This window comes from Burkholderia pseudomultivorans (assembly GCF_902499075.1).
Taxonomy (GTDB): Bacteria; Pseudomonadota; Gammaproteobacteria; order Burkholderiales; family Burkholderiaceae; genus Burkholderia; species Burkholderia pseudomultivorans.
This window is the reverse complement of sequence record NZ_CABVPP010000026.1, coordinates 1-18,867: the sequence shown is the minus strand read 5'-3', so window position 1 is coordinate 18,867 and position 18,867 is coordinate 1. Positions and strand designations below refer to the sequence as shown.

The following is an 18,867-nucleotide window of genomic DNA, read 5'->3' as shown; positions in this document are numbered from 1 at the left end:
GCAATTTGATCGACGTGAATTGATCGACGTGAAGGAGTGGACGATGACGGACAGAACCAGGGCAGCGGGCAGCGGACAGAAGTTCATCGCGCGCAATCGGGCGCCGCGCGTGCAGATCGAGTACGACGTCGAGACCTACGGCGCCGAACGCAAGGTGCAGTTGCCGTTCGTGATGGGCGTGATCTCCGACCTCGCGGGCAAGCGCGCCGAGCCGCTGCCGGACCTGCCGGAGCGCAGGTTTCTCGAGATCGACGTCGACAACTTCGACGAGCGGATGAAGTCCGTGGCGCCGCGCGTCGCGTTCCAGGTGCCCAACACGCTGACGGGCGAAGGCATGCTCAGCGTCGACATGACGTTCGAGCGGATCGACGATTTCTCGCCGGCCGCGATCGCGCGCAACGTCGATGCGCTGCGCCGTCTGCTCGACGCGCGCACCGAGCTGTCGAACCTGCTGTCGTACATGGACGGCAAGCACGGTGCCGAACAACTGATCGAGCGCGCGATCAACGATCCCGACCTGCTGAAGACGCTTGTCGGCGAACCGCGCGCGCAACGGCAGGGCGATGCGACGACCGCCCCGGAGACCCGCGATGAATGAGCCCGCCCAATCCCGCGCCGAGTCGCGCGAGACCGCGCAGCCGGAGCGCGCGCACGATGCGTTCGCCGCGCTGCTGCAAAAGGAGTTCAAGCCGAAGACCGCCGAGGCGCGCGAATCGGTCGAGCGCGCGGTGCGCACGCTCGCGCAGCAGGCGCTCGAACACACGGTCGGGATGACGACCGATGCGTACGGCAGCGTCAAGCAGATCATCGCGGAAATCGACCGGAAGCTCTCCGAACAGATCAACGAGATCCTGCACCACAACGATTTCCAGACGCTCGAAGGCGCATGGCGCGGGCTGCATTACCTCGTCACGCACACCGAAACCGACGAGCTGCTGAAGATCAAGGCGCTGCCCGCGTCGCGCAACGAAGTCGCGCGCATGCTGAAGCGCTACAAGGGCGTCGCGTGGGATCAAAGCCCGCTGTTCCGCAAGATCTACGAGGAGGAGTACGGGCAGTTCGGCGGCGAACCGTTCGGCTGCCTCGTCGGCGATTTCTACTTCAACCACAGCCCGCCCGACGTCGAGATGCTCGGCGAGCTGTCGAAGATCGCGGCCGCCGCGCATGCGCCGTTCATCGCCGGTGCGTCGCCCGAGCTGATGCAGATGGATTCGTGGCAGGAGCTGTCGAACCCGCGCGACTTGACGAAGATCTTCCAGAACACCGAATACGCGGCGTGGCGCAGCCTGCGGCAGTCCGAGGATTCCCGCTATGTCGGCCTCGCGATGCCGCGCTTTCTCGCGCGGCTGCCGTATGGCGCGCGCACCAACCCCGTCGACGAATTCGACTTCGAGGAAGACACCGACGCCGCGAACCACGATCGCTACACGTGGGCGAATTCCGCGTACGCGATGGCGGCGAACATCAACCGGTCGTTCAAGCTGTACGGCTGGTGCTCGTCGATCCGCGGCGTCGAATCCGGCGGGGCGGTCGAGGGGCTGCCGAGCCACACGTTCCCGACCGACGACGGCGGTGTCGACCAGAAATGCCCGACCGAGATCGCGATCAGCGACCGCCGCGAAGCCGAGCTTGCGAAGAACGGCTTCATGCCGTTCGTACACCGGAAGAACTCGGATTTCGCCGCGTTCATCGGCGCGCAGTCGCTGTACCAGCCCGCCGAGTACCACGATCCCGACGCCACCGCCAACGCGCGGCTGTCGGGCCGCCTGCCGTACCTGTTCGCGTGCTGCCGCTTCGCGCATTACCTGAAATGCATCGTGCGCGACAAGATCGGCTCGTTTCGCGAACGCGACGACATGGAGCGCTGGCTGAACGACTGGATCATGAACTACGTCGACGGCGACCCCGCGAACTCGTCGCAGGAAACCAAGGCGCGCAAGCCGCTCGCGGCCGCACAGGTGGTCGTCGACGAGGTCGAGGACAACCCGGGCTACTACACGTCGAAATTCTTCCTGCGGCCGCACTACCAGCTCGAAGGGCTCACCGTGTCGCTGCGGCTTATCTCGCGGCTGCCTTCCGCGAAGGCGATCGACGAATGAGCGGCGACCGGCATTCAACCTGACCTTGTACCGCAATCTGATCTGAACGGAGACGGCAATGGGCGTGGCAATGTTTATGAAGGTGGACGGCGTGACCGGCGAATCCGCGGACGCGCAGCACAAGGGCTGGACCGACATCCAGTCGTTCACGTGGGGCGCGAGCCAGCCGGGCGCGATGGCGAGCGGCAGCGGCGGCAACGCAGGCAAGGCGAGCTTCAACGATCTCGTCGTGGCGGCATACATGGACAAGGGCTCGCCCGCGATCATCAAGAACTGCGCGAGCGGCAAGCACCTGCCGTCGGTCGAGATCTCCGCGTGCAAGACCGGCGGCACGCAGGTCGAGTTCATGCGCGTCACGCTGCAGGAAGTGCTCGTCACGTCCGCGCAGGTTGCGGGCGTCGATCCCGGCGACGCGGCCGACCGGCTGCTGATGCACTACGGCTTCCAGGCCGCGAAGGTGAAGAAGCAGTACTGGCAGCAGAACGACAACGGCGGCAAGGGCGCCGAGGTGTCGGTCGGCTGGAACATCAAGGAAAACACCGAGATGTGACCGCGCGGAGAGGACGATGGACGACCTGCAAACCCGCGACGACCGGGAGCGCAAGCTGCGCGACCGGCTCCAGCCCGCATTGCTCGACCGGCTCACCGACGACGCGCCGCAGTGCGCGAGCGAAGCGTCCGGCGCGCAATGGATCGGCGCCGAACGCCTGCGTGCGGCCGTGCTGCGCGATCTCGCGTGGCTGCTCAACACGCGCAACGGCGAGGACGGCTTCGTCGACTGGCAGGCGTTCCCGCATGCGCAGGCGTCGGTCGTCAACTACGGGATGCGGCCGCTCGTCGGCAAGCCGATGTCGGGCGTCGAGCGGATGTCGGTCGAGGCGTCGATTCGCGACGCGATCGTCCGCTTCGAGCCGCGCATCGCGCCCGACAGCGTCGAGGTCCGCAGCGTGACCGACGCGACGCGCGGCCGCGCCGGCGAGCAGCGCCACAACGTGCTGCTGTTCGAGATCCGCGGCACGCTGTGGTCGATTCCGCATCCGGTCGAATTCGTGCTGCGCTCCGACCTCGACCTGGAGACCGGCGCGATGTCGCTGCAATCGACGGCGGGGGCCTGACGCGATGGATACGCGCCTGCTCGACTACTACAACCGCGAGCTTGCCTACCTGCGCGAGCTCGGCGGCGAGTTCGCGCAGCAGTTCCCGAAGGTCGCTGCGCGGCTGCGGCTGCACGACTCCGGGCCGCCCGACCCGTACGTCGAGCGGCTGCTCGAAGGCTTCAGCTTCCTTACCGCGCGCGTGCAGCTGAAGATGGACGCGGAGTTTCCGCGCTTCACGCAGGCGTTGCTCGATGCCGTGTATCCGGGCTACGTCGCGCCGCTGCCGTCGATGGCGATCGTACGGTTCGCGCCGATGCTGAACGAAGGCAGCCTCGCGCAGGGCTGGCGGCTGCCGGCCGGCACCGCGCTGCGCGCGCGGCCGGCCGCGTCCGAGCAGACCGCGTGCGAATTCCGCACCGCGCACGACCTGACGCTGTGGCCGCTCGAGCTGGCCGATGCGGCCGTCACGGGCGCACCGGCCTATCTGCCGCGCGGCACGGTCGCGGCACGGCAGGACGTGCGCGGCGCGCTGCGCATCCGGCTGAAGGCGCGCGGCGGGGCGAAGCTGTCGCAACTGCCGCTCGACCGGCTGACGTTCCATCTCGCCGGCCCCGAGCGCGACGCGCTGCATCTGCTCGAACTGCTTTGCGCGCACGCGCTCGGCGTGGTGTGCCACGACCCTGGCCAGCCGCCGCGCTGGATTCATCCGCTCGACGCCGACGCGATCGCGCACGAAGGCTTCGATCCGGCACAGGCGATCCTGCCCGACGACGGCCGCAGCTTCCACGGCTACCGGCTGCTGCGCGAGTATTTCGCGTTTCCCGCGCGCTTCCTGTTCTTCAGCATCGGCGGATTGCAGCCGGCGCTGGCGCGCGCGAGCGGCGACGAATGCGAGCTGACCGTGCTGTTCGACCGGCACGACGCGGCGCTCGAGGCGGCCGTCGACGCGCGTCATCTCGCGCTGAACTGCACGCCGGCCGTGAACCTGTTCGCGCGTCGCGGCGACCGCATCCCCGTGCAGCCGGGCGCGCGCGAACATCATGTCGTGGTGGACCGCAGCCGGCCGCTCGACTACGAGGTGTATGCGGTGCAGCGGCTCGCGAGCGAACAGCGCGACGACGGCCAGTCGCGCGAGTTCCGGCCGTTTCACGCGTCGTTCGCCGGCGACGACGGCAATTACGGCGCGTACTACACGGTGCGGCGCGAGCCGCGGCTGGTGTCCGCGCAGGCGCGCGCCAACGGCACGCGCACCGGCTACGTCGGCAGCGAAGCCTACGTGTCGCTCGTCGACAGCCAGTGCGCGCCGTACGACGAAACGATGCGCTACCTGTCCGTCGACACGCTGTGCACGAACCGCGACCTTGTGCTGCTGCAGCCGCCCGGCGATGCGAACACGTTCACGCTGAGGGTGTCGGCGCCCGTCGAGCGGATCGTCGCGATCCGCGGCCCGTCGCGGCCGCGCCCGCCGATCGCCGACGCGCAGACGGCCTGGCGGCTGATCCGCCATCTCGGGCTCGCCCGCCACACGCTGACCGATCTCGACGCCGACGAGGGCGCACACGCGCTGCGCGAACTGCTCGGCCTGCATGCCGATCCGGCCGATGCCGCGATGCGGCGGCAGATCGACGGCGTGCAGCGCGTCGCGTTCTCGCCCGTGTTCCGCCGCCTGCCGGCGCTCGGGCCGCTGATGTTCGGGCGCGGCGTGCAGGTCGACGTGACCGTCGACGATCATGCGTTCTCCGGCGACAGCCCGTTCCTGCTCGGCGCCGTGCTCGAGCAGTTCTTTGCCCGGCACGTGTCGATCAACGCGTTCGCCGAATGCGTGCTGACCAGCGTGCAGCGCGGCCGGCTCGCCCACTGGCCGGCCCGCGTCGGCAGGCGGCCCGCGATATGAAACACGAGATGCCCGCCGGCGCGCCGCCGGCCGCCGATGCCGCACGCCGTGCCGCGTGGTGGGCGCGGCTGCGCGCCGCGCCGCACGGCTACGACCTGTTCCAGGCGCTGCGCTGGCTCGATGCGCTGTCGCCGGGCCGCGCGCCGCTCGGCCATGCCGCGCGGCCGCGCGACGAACCCGTCCGGCTCGGCCAGCAGCCGTCGCTGGCATTCGCGGCGTCGATGGTGGCCGGCGTGGTCGACCGGGATGCCGCGCTGCCGCGCATCGCGATCCACGGCTTCGGGCTGTTCGGGCCGAACGGGCCGCTGCCGACGCACCTGACCGAATACGCGCACGAACGCGCGGCGCAGCACGACGATCCGGCTTTCGCCGCGTTCGCCGACCTGTTTCATCACCGGCTGATCCTGCTGTTCTACCGCGCGTGGGCCGATGCGCAGCCGACGGTGAGTCTCGACCGGCCCGCACGCGCACGGTTCGACGGTTATGTGGCGAGCCTGATCGGTCGGGAGGCCCAGGCGGGCGGGGCGGGCCGTATTCCGCGCGACGATGCGGACACGCTCGCACCGCACGCCCGCTATTTCCACGCGGGCCATCTCGTCCGGCATACACGCAACCCGGAAGGGCTCGTGCAGATCGTGCGCAAGCATTTCGGCGTCGATGCGCGGATCGTCGAGCACATGCCGCAGTGGGTTGCGATCGAGCGCTCGCAGCGCTGCACGATCCGCGCGACGCGGCTGACGCCGCGCCTCGGCGGCGTCGCCCTCGGCCTCGCGGTGCGCGACGCGCAGTCGCGGTTCCGGATCGTGCTCGGCCCGCTGTCGCTCGACGCGTACCGGCGATTTTTGCCGGCCGGCCCGCATGCGCGGCAGCTCGCGCAATGGGTGCGCGAATATGTCGGCATCGAATTCGACTGGGACGTGCAGCTCGAACTCGCGGCCGATGCCGTGCCCGCGCTCGCGCTCGGCGCGCCGCAAGGCATCGGCCGCATCGCGTGGCTCGGGCAGCGCCTCGAACCGGGCCCCGCGCGCGATCTCGTCGTTCGCTACGACCTGCATCGCGGTGCCCACGCTCCGCATCGAGAAACCGCCTAAACGGGAACCGTCATGTCCGATATCGGCCGCGTCAATTTGTTCGGGAAACTGGATCCGTTCCTCTACGAGACGCTCGAGCAGGCCACCGGATTCTGCCGGCTGCGCGGCAATCCGTACGTCGAGCTTGCGCACTGGATCAAGCAGATCCTGCAGCGGCCCGACAGCGACCTGCATCGCATCCTGCGCCGCTTCGAGATCGACGAGGCCGCGCTCGAGCGCCGGCTCGTCGCGGCGCTCGACCGACTGCCGCGCGGCGCGGGATCGGTGTCCGACCTGTCCGTGCACATCGACGACGCCGTCGAACGAGCATGGGTCTATGCGACGTTGAAGTACGACGCGACGCGCATTCGCGGCGCGGTGCTGCTGCTGGCGATCCTGAAGACGCCGCAGCTGCGCAACGTGCTGTACGCGATCGCGCGCGAGTTCGAGCGCATCGTGCCCGACGTGCTCGCCGATTCGCTCGAATCGATCGTCGAAGGCTCGCCCGAAGCGCCGCCGGCCGGGCAGACCGGCGCCGGCGGCGATGCCTCGGCGCGCGCCGCGGTCGCCGCGTCGGCCGGCGACGGTTCCGCGCTCGCCCGCTTCGCCGTCGACCTGACTGCGCGCGCACGCGCCGGCGAGATCGATCCCGTGATCGGGCGCGATCCGGAAATCCGCCAGATCGTCGATATCTTGCTGCGGCGCCGGCAGAACAACCCGCTGCTGGTCGGCGAGGCCGGTGTCGGCAAGACGGCCGTGGCCGAGGGCTTCGCGCTGCGGATCGCGGCCGGCGACGTGCCGCCGTCGCTGCGCGACGTCGCACTGTATCTGCTCGACATCGGGCTGCTGCAGGCCGGCGCGAGCGTGAAAGGCGAGTTCGAGAGCCGGCTGCGCGGCGTGATCGACGAGGCGATGTCGTCCGAGCGGCCGGCGATCCTGTTCATCGACGAAGTGCACACACTCGTCGGCGCGGGCGGCGCCGCCGGCACCGGCGACGCTGCGAACCTGCTGAAACCCGCGCTCGCGCGCGGCCTGCTGCGCACGATCGGCGCGACCACGTGGTCGGAGTACAAACAGTACATCGAGAAGGATCCCGCGCTGACGCGGCGCTTCCAGCTGGTGCACGTGCTCGAACCCGAGGAGGCCGCCGCCGTGACGATGCTGCGCGGTCTCGCCGCGAAGCTCGAAGCCCACCATCGCGTGCTGGTGTTCGACGACGCGCTGCAGGCCGCCGTCACGTTGTCGCACCGGTATATTCCCGCACGGCAGCTGCCGGACAAGGCGATCAGCCTGCTCGACACGGCCTGTGCGCGCGTCGCCGTCAGCCAGCACGCGGTGCCCGCGCCGATCGAGGACGCGCGCCGGCGCATCGACGGCCTGCGCATCGAGCGGGAACGGATCGCGCGCGAGTGCGCGATCGGCAGCGGCGACACGGCGCGACGCGACGCGATCGATGCCGAGCTTGCCACCGTGCAGACCGAGCTCGATCGGCTCGATACGCGCTGGCAAGCCGAGCGCGCCGCATTGACCTCGATCGTCGAATCGCGCACCGCGCTGCTCGACGACGACGCGTCGCGCGAGCTGATCGGCGACGCACGCACCGATGTTCTGTCGCGCCTGGCTGCCGCGCAGCAGGCGCTGGCCGAGATGCAGGACGACGCGCCGCTCGTGCTGCCCGCCGTCGACACGCATGCGGTCGCCGCGGTCGTTGCCGACTGGACCGGGATTCCGCTCGGCCGGATGGTGCGCGACGAGACGCAAGCCGTGCTCAAGCTCGCCGAGACACTCGGCGAACGTGTGGTCGGCCAGCGCCATGCGGTCGAACTGATTGCCGAACGGATTCAGACCGCACGTGCGAAGCTCGACGACCCGACCAAACCGCACGGCGTGTTCCTGCTGTGCGGGCCGTCCGGCGTCGGCAAGACCGAAACCGCGCTCGCGCTCGCCGATACGCTGTACGGCGGCGAGCGCAACGCGATCACGATCAACATGAGCGAGTTCCAGGAGGCGCACACGGTATCGACGTTGAAGGGTGCGCCGCCCGGCTACGTCGGCTACGGACAGGGCGGGGTGCTTACCGAGGCCGTGCGTCGGCGGCCGTACAGCGTCGTTCTGCTCGACGAGATCGAGAAGGCGCATCGCGACGTGCACGAGATTTTCTTCCAGGTATTCGACAAGGGCTGGATGGAGGATGGCGAGGGGCGCGACATCGATTTCCGGCACACGGTGATTTTTCTGACGTCGAACGTCGGCACCGATCGCGTGATGCAGCTGTGCCGCGATCCCGAGCACCTGCCGGACGCGCAAACCCTCGCCGATGCGCTGCGCGCGCCGCTGCTCGACGTATTTCCGGCCGCGCTGCTCGGCCGGCTGACCGTCGTGCCGTACTACCCGCTGACCGACGCGACGCTGGCGCGGATCGTCGCGCTGCAACTGCGCCGGATCGAGCAGCGGATCGATGCGCACCACGGCATCCGGCTGCACTGCACCGCTGCCGCGACCGCGCTGATCGTCGAGCGCTGCCGGACCATCGAATCCGGCGGCCGCATGGTCGACGCGATCCTCACGCATACCGTGATGCCGCGCATCGGGCGCGCGATCCTGGAGGCGACGCTCGAAGGCCGCGCGCTGGCGTCGATCGAGGTGAGCGCGGCCGGCGGGGAATTCGTTTACCGGTTCGACGAGGAGGCCACGACGTGAATCGCGTATTCACACTCGACAGCCCGCACGGCGACGACCTGAAATTCCACGCGCTCGACGGCAGCGAGGAACTCGGACGATTGTTCGAGTTTCGGATCGAGGCGCTGGCGGACAGTCACAGCCTGTCGCTGAAGGACATGCTCGGCAAATCCGTGACCGTGCGGATCGAACGGCAGGACTTGTCGACGCGCTACCTGAACGGCATCGTCGCGCGCGCAACGCTGGCCGGCCGGCGCGCCGAACGGCATTACGGCTACGAGCTGATCGTGCGGCCCTGGCTGTGGCTCGCGACGCGCCGCTCCGATTGCAGGATCTTCCAGAACCGCACCGTGCCCGAGATCGTGCAGGAGGTGCTCGCGCCGTACGGCTTTCCGATCGAGAACAAGCTGACCGAATCCTATGTGCCGCGCCAGTACTGCGTGCAGTACAACGAAACCGATACGGCATTCGTGTCGCGGCTGATGGAGTTCGAGGGCATCTATTTTTATTTCAGGCATGCGGCGGATGCGCACACGCTGGTGCTGTGCGATGCGATGTCGTCGCATACCGCGTTGCCCGGCTACGAGACGATTCCGTACATCGCGCGCGACCGTACCGCGATCGCCGACGAAGAGCATATCGACGGCTGGCTGCCCGCGCAGGAGGTGAGCGTCGGCAAGCACCAGACCACCGACTACGACTATACGAAACCGCGTGCGGACCTGTCGTCGCAGAAAGTCGATCCGCGCGGCCACGATCACGACGGCTTCGCGTCGTTCGAATGGCCGGGCGGCTATCGCGACGATGCGCCCGGCGCGCATTACAGCCGCGTGCGGCTCGAGGAACAGCAGGCCGAGCACGAGCGCGCGAGTGCCGATACGGACGTGCGCGGTGCGGCGCCCGGCTATTTGTTCACGCTCGCGCATTGTCCGCGTGCGGACCAGAACCGCGAGTACCTGATCGTGCGGTGCCGGTACCGGTTTCAGGAGAACGCTTATGCGAGCGATCAGGGCGCGGAGGCGGTCGTGCATCAGACGATGATGGTCGCGCAGCCGTCGAGTCTGCTTTATCGGTCGCCGCGCGAGACGCCGCGGCCGCGCACCAACGGCCCGCAGACGGCAACCGTCGTCGGGCCGCCGGGCGAGGAAATCTGGACCGATCAGTATGGGCGCGTGAAGCTGCAGTTCCGGTGGGATCGGTATGGGCAGAGCAACCAGGATTCGTCGTGCTGGGTGCGGGTGTCGAGCCCGTGGGCCGGCGGCGGGTTTGGGGGCGTGCAGATTCCGCGGGTGGGCGACGAGGTCGTCGTCGATTTCCTGAACGGCGATCCGGACGAGCCGATCGTGACGGGGCGGGTTTACAACGGCGAGAAGATGCCGCCTTGGGGGCTGCCGGGAAGTGCGACGCAGAGCGGGTTGTTGTCGCGGTCGTCGCCGGGCGGGACGACCGAGCATGCAAACGCGTTCCGGTTCGAGGACAAGAAGGGCGCCGAACAGCTGTGGATGCATGCGGAGCGGAATTTCGATGCGGAGACGGAGCTCGATCATTCGCTTTCCGTCGGGAACAATCACACGCACACGGTCGGGAACGACGAAACGATGCAGGTGAAGAACAACCGGCAGCGCAGCGTCGGGCAGAACGAGACGGTGAATATCGGCAAGAATCGGGTCGCGCAGATTGGTGTGGATGAGACGCATGGGGTGGGGGGGAATCGCAGCGTGACGGTTGACGGCAACAGCTCGCATACGGTGACGAAGGGAAATCACAACCTGGCGGTGCTTGTCGGCACGCAGGACGTTTTCGTCAAGGGGGACAGCACGCATGTCGTCGGCACCGGGTCGTATGCGACGAAAGTCAATACAGGCAATCATTCCGTGGACGTGGCCAAAGTCGCTTCGTTGGCGGCTGGCCAATATATCGACATGGGCGCAGGAAAGAGTGGTGTGTCGATCAACAAGGACAACATCGGCGTATCCATCGGCGGAACCGCAAACGGTACTGGTGTTGGAATCAGTGGCCAGAATGGCGGCGTGGCCATCGACGGATACGGCAAGGGCGTCAGCATTTCAGGCTATGCACAGGGCGTGACGATTTACGGCGAGAACGATCTCAATCTTTCGGGTAAATCGACCGCCAATCTTCAGGCACCAACGATCAACATAGACAACGGCAAGGATAGCTGCACCGTCAATGTCAATGCGACGAAGATCGTCCTGGCGACCGGTGGCGGCTCCATCACGCTCGACGGGTCGGGCGTGACGATCCAGGGAACGATTGCCCACATCAATTGATTTCGACCGGCACCAACCGGTTGCCCGTTTGCATTCGAAGCATGGGAGACATTCGATGGAAAACGAATCGGATCAGATGATGGTCGACGAAGCGCTCGAAGCGGAAACGATCGAGGCACTGCGAAGACTGTTCGCCAACGATGCGACGCCGGATCGTTCCGCGCCTGACGACCGGCGCGAATCATCGACATTGATCGGCGAAGTGACGGATACGCACCACCCCGATGCGATGGGCAGGGTTCGCGTGAAATGGTCGATGCCGGATAGCACCACACGCGAGCACTGGCTGGAATGCATGAATGGCGTGAAACCGGAGATCGGTGATCGTGTACTGCTGCAATCGCCGTCGAATTGGCCTGAATATCTGATCGCCGGGTTGCTGAAGCGAAAGGGTTCGGGCGAACCGGTCGAACCGGTCGTCGAGCCTGCAATGGCACTTTCGCTCGAAGCAGACAAGTGCTTGCAGGTTTCAGATGCGTCGGGTTGTCCGTTATTGCAGGTACGCGCGTCGCCGGACGGACCAGTCGTGACATTGCTGAACCGGAACGTAAACATCGAAGTCGCCGGCAAGCTGAGATTGAGTGCACAGACGCTCGAGCTCGAAGGCGGGCGAGGTGGCGTCGATATCCGGACCGAAGCTGACACCGTGGTGCGCAGCCGGTACATCCGTCTGAACTGAGGGGACGGCCTGACGCCATGCATCGCGAATTCTCCGCCATCGAATCGTCGCTTGAGGCCTTCATCGATCAGCCTGACGATCCGACGTTGCTACTCGAAGCAACGGACAACGACATCGTGCCCGTGCTGAAGATGCTGCAATCGCTCGACGAGCGTGTCGGCGACGCGATTTTTCTGATCTTCCCGTTTCCGTGCGACTCGGCTGACGCGTATCTGAAAACGTGCATGGAAGCGCTCGCCCGTCAGATCGCCGACGAAAGCGCGGTACGCGTCGAGCGCGGTGAAGGAAGCTGGCCGCCGTTGCCGCTGACCTGCACCGATCCGAGGCGTGCGCCTGCACAGCGGTTGCGTGATGCCGTCGTTCATGTGCGCACGCTAATTCCCGAGGGGGTAAAAGTCGTTTGGGCATGGTTACCGTCACCGATGGGCGACTTTGGCGGCTTCGCAAAGATCGTTCTGCAATGTCTGGCACTGAATGGATTCGAAGACTGGATGGAGGGGAATCGGTTCTGCATCCGTGACGACCGGAAGCAACCTTGCCTGATTCCGCTCGCTCGCGAGAAAAAAGCGGAGCATGTGTTGATTCTTCCTGTCGATTTTTCCTCCGAAAAAGCGACGCGCAATCTGGTCGCCATTGCAAACGATGCGGTATATCCGATCGAGCAGCGCATGGGGGCCTTGATGCAGATTGCCGGGATCGACCTCGCGCACGACAGGCTACCCGACGCGCAGCGCAAGTATTACACGCTCTTTGCATTTCATGCGGAACGGAAAGATTCGACCGGTTGCGCAATCGCGTTGCATGGCTTGGGCGATGTGGCATTGCGGCACGGGTCGTCGGGCGACGCGAAGGACTGGTACTTGCGTGCGCTATCGGCAGCGCTCGATAGTCGGAATTTGCTGATCGTGCTCAATGCGCTGATGGCGACGGGCGGCTGCTGCAACACGCTCGGCGAACATGCGAAGGCGGCGACTTATTTCGATCTGGCAAGCGGTGCTGCCGGAAGGATGATGCTCGTTCATACGAAGATCGAGGCGATGGAGAAGGGTGGCATCGCATTGCTGGCATGCGGCCAGGCGGCGGAAGCCGCAAAGAACTGGATCGCCGCGAAGGGATTGTGCGAGCAGTTCGGTTGCGAACGGCAACGCATCAGCATTCTCGATCGACTCGTATCGCTTTACGGAAACGCCGGTCTGAAAACCGAAGCGAGGGCGTATGAGTTGGAGAAAGATCCGCTTTACATGGCTCGTCTGCGTGCGGCCACGGCGTCGGCTGCGCGCCACGTGACGACCGAAGATGAGCAGGCACGGCAATGAGCGAATCCGAACCTCGTTTTACGCGTGCTTCCGATCCCCCAGAGAGTCACGCGACGCAATCGGAAGCCAAAGCGGACACCGCGTGCGATGCGTTACTCGATACGGTCAAGTCGACATTCGATCCATTCAAGGAAACGTTCTCGTCGAAAGGGAGCACGCTCCACCATGTCAGCGAGGCGGTGAATTCCCTTGCATCATTGCAGGGCATGCCGTCGCAGTTGCTCAATACTGGTATCGCGCAGATCCCACTGCTCGACAAGGTGCCGGGGATGCCGGCTGCCACCATTGGCGTTCCGCATCTCGGTACGCCGCATGCGCACAGTCATCCGCCCAGTAATGGTTTTCCGTTGCCGAGTTCCGGTATGACGATTGGCGCCGGTTGCCTGAGCGTGTTGGTCGGCGGCATCCCTGCCGCACGGGTGCTGGACATCGGCTTCGCGCCTACTTGTGGTGGACTGACGCCTTACTTCGATATCCAGACGGGTTCGAGCAATACGTTTATCGGCGGAATGCGTGCGGCGCGCATGGGCATCGACATCACGCGGCATTGCAATCCGATGGGGCATGTCGGGAAGTCGGGCGGTGAAGCGGAGAGTGCGGCGGAGAAAAGCGAGGAGGCGGCTCAGGTAAGCGGACGAGCGAAGTTGTTGGGACGGGCAGGGAAGGCATGGGGGATTGGTAACGCAGCGGTTGGGCCGGCGGCGGGCGCGGCAACTGCTGCCAGTGATGCGAAGCATCACGAGGATCTGGCAGCCGCGATGACGGCTGCGCAGACTGCGGCCGATCTCGCGTTCATGATGCTCAGCAACCTGATGGGCAAGGATCCCGGTATCGAGCCAAGTATGGGCACGCTGCTCATGGGCGATCCGACGGTGTTGATCGGCGGGTTTCCGCTGCCGGATGCGCAGATGATGTGGCATGGGGCGAAGCATGGGATCGGGAAGAAGGTAAGGCCGAAGCTGCCGAAGTGGGCGCAGAAACTGGCCTGTGAATCGTGGGGCGAGCCGGTTAGCGCCGTTACGGGCGAAATCGAGAACAATTTCACGGACTATAAGACGGACGGGGTCGAGCCGTTCAAATGGGGGCGCCACTACTGCAGCGGCTGGTGCGAGCGGGACGGCATGCTGGGATACGGGTTCCGACATGCATGGCAGCACGAACTCCAGCTACTGCGCACGCGTGCGGTTTATACCGATCCGCGCGGAACAGAATACGCTTTCGGCAAGCGAGCGGATGGGATATATAGCGGTTATTGCCAGGGATACGAAATTGAACAGGTGGACGGCCGGCGCTTTATCGTCCGGCACGAAGTGGAAGGAAACCTGGAGTTTGAGCGGGACTCGGCAACGGACCGGTCCGCCCACTGTGTCGGTCATATCCGCGATGGAACGCGTAGTGTCCTGCATTGGAACGAAAAGGGGCGTCTGCAGAGTATTACGCAGACCGACGAGCGAGGCCGGACCCGGCGGGTGATCGGGTTCGGGTATGACGGGTTCGGACGGATCCTCGAAGTTGTGCTGACGGACGTCGGCGGCGAGATTCACCGCATCGCCCACTACGGATACGATACAAGCGGCTGTCTGGCCAACTACCGCAATGCACTCGATTCGGTTTCGGCTTACGAATATGATTCACAGCGCCGAATCGTGCGCCTTACCAATGCGAACGGGTACGCGTTCTTTTATCGCTACGACCATGAGGGTCGCTGCATGGAGAGCACCGGCCAAGACGGGATGTGGCACGTCCGCTTCGAGTACCAGCCAGGGCGCACCATTGTCACCGAGGCGGACGGAGGCAAGTGGACAGTCCTGTTCAACGACGTAGGGACGATTACCCGCGTGGTCGACCCGTATGGAGGGGCGGCGGAGTACGTGATCGCTCCGTCGGGTCGCATCGTTGAGGAAATCGACTCGGGCGGCCGAGCGTTGCGATGGCTTTACGACAGGCTGGACAGGAACATCGGCCGCCTCGATCGATTCGGAAACCTCTGGCCAGGCAAGGACGATCTGCCGAACCTGCCCAACCCGCTTGCGCACACCGTGTCAAACTCGATGCTTGGCCTGATGTGGGGAGATGCCAACGACGCCGACCTTGCCGGCGGGGTGCTGCTACCGCGGGCGGTCGAACATTGGACATGGGGGGCTGCCACTGCGGCTGCCCAATTGCCCGATGAACAGCGAGAACAACGCGACGTTGCAGGCAGGGTGATCCGGCACACGGATATGAGCGGACACGCCGAGCGCTTCGAATACGATGCCGAAGACAATCTGCTGCGGTGGTTCGATCAGGATGGCGCCGCGACCCGCTATACGCGATGTTCATGGAATCTGCTGGCCAGCGAAGAGAATGCGCGCGGCGAGACGATTCGCTATCGTTATACACCTCGCCGGAACATCGCGTCGATCACCGATGCAAACGGTAACGAAACCGTTTACGGCTACGACCTGAAGAACCGGCTGACGAGTGTGATACGGCATGGCCAGCTGCGCGAGACCTATTGCTATGACGGCGGCGACCGCCTGATCGAAAAGCACGACGGCGCGGGCAACTGGTTATTGAAATTCGAAATCGGCAACAACGGCCTGCCGCGCGAGCGGACTCTGGCGTCGGGCAGCAAGCATGTTTATGAATATGACCGCTTTGGCATGCATACGAAAGCCTCCACCAATGCGCACGAGATCACGCGAACGTTCGATTCGCGCGGACGACTCACGTCGGACAAGCGCGACGGTGCGGGCGTCACGCATGAATACGATGGTCATCGGCTGAGGCGAACAGCCTGCTTCGGGCGGTTCGACGTCATGTACACGCCTACCGCGCAAGGAGCAACGTCGATTCGGACTCTGGGCGGCAGGGCTCATTGCATACAACGTGGCAATGACGGCCGTGTGCTGCTCCAGTTGGGCAATGGTACGCAGGTTTGCTATACGTTCGATAACAAGGGGCGTTGCACGGAGCGCGTCACTTGGCGTACCGGTGCACCTGCGGCATTTCGTCGAACGGCGTATGAGTACAGCGGGGCCGGGGAGCTGCGTCGCGTGAGCGACAGCGAGAAGGGTGACACGCACTACCAGTACGACGGCGCGCATCGACTGGTCGGCGAGGTATGCGCCGGTTGGCAAACTCGCCGCTACGAGTACGACCCGGCCGGGAATCTGTTGTCGATGCCGACCTGCACGAGAATGCATTACGCGGACGGTAACCGATTATCGACGGCGTCGCACGGCCAATACAGATACAACGAGCGCAACCACCTATGCGAAGAAATTGCGCGCGACGGTCGGCGCACGACCTTTCGTTACGACAGCATGGACCTCCTTGTCGGCATCGAGTGGTCCGATCGATCCGATGCGTGGACGGCAGAATACGACGGCCTTTGCCGCCAGATAATCGCGACAACGGGTGATCGCTCAACGGCGTACTACTGGAGCGAAGACCGGCTGGCTGCGCAGATCGAACCCAACGGCAAGCTGCGAGTCTTCGTTTATGTCGACGCGACATCGCTGGTGCCGTTCATGTTCATCGATTATCCCGGCATTGATGCGCCGGCGGCTTCGGGAAACGAGTACTTCGTGCTCTGCAACCAGGTCGGCATGCCCGAGTGGATCGAGGATGGCAGCGGCGATGTGGTATGGCTCGCGAAGGAGATCGATCCATACGGAACGATTGTGGTCGCGGAGGGAAATTCGGTGGAGTACGACGTGCGCTGGCCGGGGCATTGGCTGCAGCGCGAAACCGGCTTGCATGTCAACCGATTCAGGTCATACAGCCCGATGTTGGGGCGATATCTTCAGTCAGATCCGCTTGGACTTGCAGGGGGGATCAATCTTTACGCGTACACCGCCAATCCGGTCGCGGTAGTAGATGTGCTGGGCCTGAAGGCGCACGATGAGGGTGAAGAGGCAACGGAGCCTTCATCGGAAGACGCGACGGCCGCCGGCCAACCACAAGAAAAGAAATTGAGCGCACAACAGAAGCGCGACGAAAAGCGAGCAAGGCAGGAAGCGGAACGTGAAGAGATCATCGCAAATCTGAGGGGTCAGATCGAGGAGCTCGAACGCGAAAAAAAGGATCTAGCATCTATAACGGGTAATATGTTTGGAGCGGGATTTGTCGCCGAAACAAACAGATATAATAAAATTATTGATCACGAAATTCCCGACTTATACGAAGCCATCAATAAGGTTAAAGGAATACGCACAAGGGAAAACGAGTTCACCAGCACGTATTCTGTCGAGACACATATGGAAATGATAAAGCGATATACGCTTGAAGGAAAGAAATGGGTAGACGAAGGAACCATCAGCCAGTTTCCCGGTGGTCTCGACCCGGCGAGGGATCCTGCTGGAGTGGTTAGCCAGCGCGATCAACTGCAGTGGGTGAACGGCAATGAGAAGATTGATTTCTATAAGTACGAAAAAGATAAAGACGGCAACTATGTATTCGATGCCGAAGGCAACAAGACTTATGTACTCGACGCCAACGGCAGGAGGATCACGAATCTGACCTACGACCATCAGATTTCCGTAGCGCGGATGTACACCCATGGCGCGACTGTCACAAGGCCGGACGGCACCGTGAAGAAGTACCCGCCTGGTTGTGACACCGATCGAGCGACTCGCGATGCGTTTCACGATGATCACCATAATCTCGAAGCAATGGACCGCTCCGCCAACGCTAAAAAAGGCAGCGACTTTAACTTCAAAGTGAAAACTGGCAAGAATTATCTACCATGACAAGCGAATTGCAACGCCGCTTCACCGAGGCGCTGACACCGCGTCCCGTGATGGCACGTCACGACATCTTGCGCTGGAAGGCGTTCAATAGCGCCCAGTTGGAATTCTTTGTCAGGTTCACCGGAGATTGGGCCTGTAAAATCCACTGCGCGAAAGACACGTACGATCCGGCCCTTGTGCTTGCCTTCTTGAACACGCTCACCGCCGCCCAAGTCAGTGCGGTGAGCGCAGCACGTCCGATCGACCTATTTTCGAGCGACGTGTTGCGGCAGACGGCTTTCGACCTTGGCGTACTCGTTCATTCTTCTTTGATCAACGGTTCGATCAGCAACGAAACAGATCGCATACGTTGTAGTGCCGTTTACACCGCTTTTCCCGCCTATCGATGCGAAATTCCACTTCACGATCCATCGGACGAAATCGACTACAGGCTGCGAAAAATCATTCATTGGGCCAATTGGAGGCGCCCGCCGGCGCCTGCGCTACGAGCGAGGTTCTGGCTACCCAGTGGCGTCGCCAGCGAGGACCAAGAGAATTTGTGTGTCTTTCGCCTGAACGACATCGAACTCGTGATCGCCGATGCAGTTAACGTCGGTGGAACTGTCGACGTGGAGAACTTCGAGGGCGTGCATGTGCATCTCGAGTTTGCTAAGGGCCGTTGCGAGATTGAGTTAGGGGAGGCTGGACGAATAATGGCCGGCGAAGCGGCGCTTGACTGGGTGCGCACCTTCACGATCAAAGGCTCGCATGCGGTCGATTAGCATTGCGGGTCGATGAAGTTCGTGGCGTTGGATCTTCCCGGGCGAAGCAGCTCGGTAGAGGCTGTTTGTGTCGGCGGATGCGGATTTTTCGCGTCGGCGGGCGGAGGATGGGCTGGATTCGGTGGCTGTTTTGTTGATTTTACATAACGTGAATTATCGTCAGTTTGAGTGTAGGTCCCAAGTTCAGATGTCGCGTTTCCGCTAAATAGATGGAATGGTCGCCTCCCGCCTTAACGGGCCGTCCG

12 protein-coding genes are annotated in these 18,867 nt (G+C 64.1%); all 12 read left to right on the top strand.

Going from position 1 to position 18,867, the window contains the following annotated elements:
- Positions 1 to 43: 43 nt before the first annotated feature.
- The 12 genes from tssB to BST28156_RS18090 are packed head-to-tail and all read left to right on the top strand — an operon-like array spanning position 44 to position 18,622.
- The gene (gene tssB, locus BST28156_RS18145; protein ID WP_060239050.1) at positions 44 to 598 is read left to right on the top strand and encodes a type VI secretion system contractile sheath small subunit; all 555 of its coding nucleotides are present in this window, start codon (positions 44 to 46) and stop codon (positions 596 to 598) included.
- On the top strand, positions 591 to 2,099 hold the full coding sequence (gene tssC / locus BST28156_RS18140; RefSeq protein WP_174902973.1) for a type VI secretion system contractile sheath large subunit: 1,509 nt from the start codon (positions 591 to 593) through the stop codon (positions 2,097 to 2,099). Before tssB ends, tssC begins: the two co-directional genes overlap by 8 nt.
- Before the next feature lie 58 nt (positions 2,100 to 2,157).
- Positions 2,158 to 2,649 (top strand): Hcp family type VI secretion system effector, encoded by a 492-nt coding sequence (locus tag BST28156_RS18135; protein ID WP_060237878.1) that lies wholly within the window; start codon positions 2,158 to 2,160, stop codon positions 2,647 to 2,649.
- A 16-nt stretch (positions 2,650 to 2,665) separates the two neighbouring features.
- The gene (gene tssE / locus BST28156_RS18130; RefSeq protein WP_174902972.1) at positions 2,666 to 3,214 is read left to right on the top strand and encodes a type VI secretion system baseplate subunit TssE; all 549 of its coding nucleotides are present in this window, start codon (positions 2,666 to 2,668) and stop codon (positions 3,212 to 3,214) included.
- A gap of 4 nt (positions 3,215 to 3,218) precedes the next feature.
- Entirely contained in the window at positions 3,219 to 5,090 is a 1,872-nt protein-coding gene (tssF, locus tag BST28156_RS18125) for a type VI secretion system baseplate subunit TssF (protein WP_174902971.1), read from the top strand.
- Positions 5,015 to 6,181, top strand: a complete 1,167-nt coding sequence (gene tssG / locus BST28156_RS18120) for a type VI secretion system baseplate subunit TssG (RefSeq protein ID WP_437341296.1) — start codon at positions 5,015 to 5,017, stop codon at positions 6,179 to 6,181. Before tssF ends, tssG begins: the two co-directional genes overlap by 76 nt.
- A gap of 12 nt (positions 6,182 to 6,193) precedes the next feature.
- On the top strand, positions 6,194 to 8,860 hold the full coding sequence (tssH, locus tag BST28156_RS18115) for a type VI secretion system ATPase TssH (protein ID WP_174902969.1): 2,667 nt from the start codon (positions 6,194 to 6,196) through the stop codon (positions 8,858 to 8,860).
- Positions 8,857 to 11,130: a type VI secretion system tip protein TssI/VgrG gene (tssI, locus tag BST28156_RS18110; protein WP_174903012.1), complete on the top strand. Its 2,274-nt coding sequence runs from the start codon at positions 8,857 to 8,859 to the stop codon at positions 11,128 to 11,130. The genes tssH and tssI overlap by 4 nt, the downstream gene beginning before the upstream one ends.
- A gap of 55 nt (positions 11,131 to 11,185) precedes the next feature.
- Complete coding sequence (locus BST28156_RS18105) at positions 11,186 to 11,809, top strand: hypothetical protein (protein WP_174902968.1); 624 nt, start codon at positions 11,186 to 11,188, stop codon at positions 11,807 to 11,809.
- A 17-nt stretch (positions 11,810 to 11,826) separates the two neighbouring features.
- Positions 11,827 to 13,125, top strand: a complete 1,299-nt coding sequence (locus BST28156_RS18100) for a hypothetical protein (RefSeq protein ID WP_174902967.1) — start codon at positions 11,827 to 11,829, stop codon at positions 13,123 to 13,125.
- Positions 13,122 to 17,861, top strand: coding sequence for an RHS repeat-associated core domain-containing protein (locus BST28156_RS18095; RefSeq protein ID WP_174902966.1), 4,740 nt, complete (start codon positions 13,122 to 13,124; stop codon positions 17,859 to 17,861). Before BST28156_RS18100 ends, BST28156_RS18095 begins: the two co-directional genes overlap by 4 nt.
- Positions 17,858 to 18,622 (top strand): hypothetical protein, encoded by a 765-nt coding sequence (locus BST28156_RS18090; RefSeq protein WP_174902965.1) that lies wholly within the window; start codon positions 17,858 to 17,860, stop codon positions 18,620 to 18,622. The genes BST28156_RS18095 and BST28156_RS18090 overlap by 4 nt, the downstream gene beginning before the upstream one ends.
- The last annotated feature ends 245 nt before the right edge of the window (positions 18,623 to 18,867 follow it).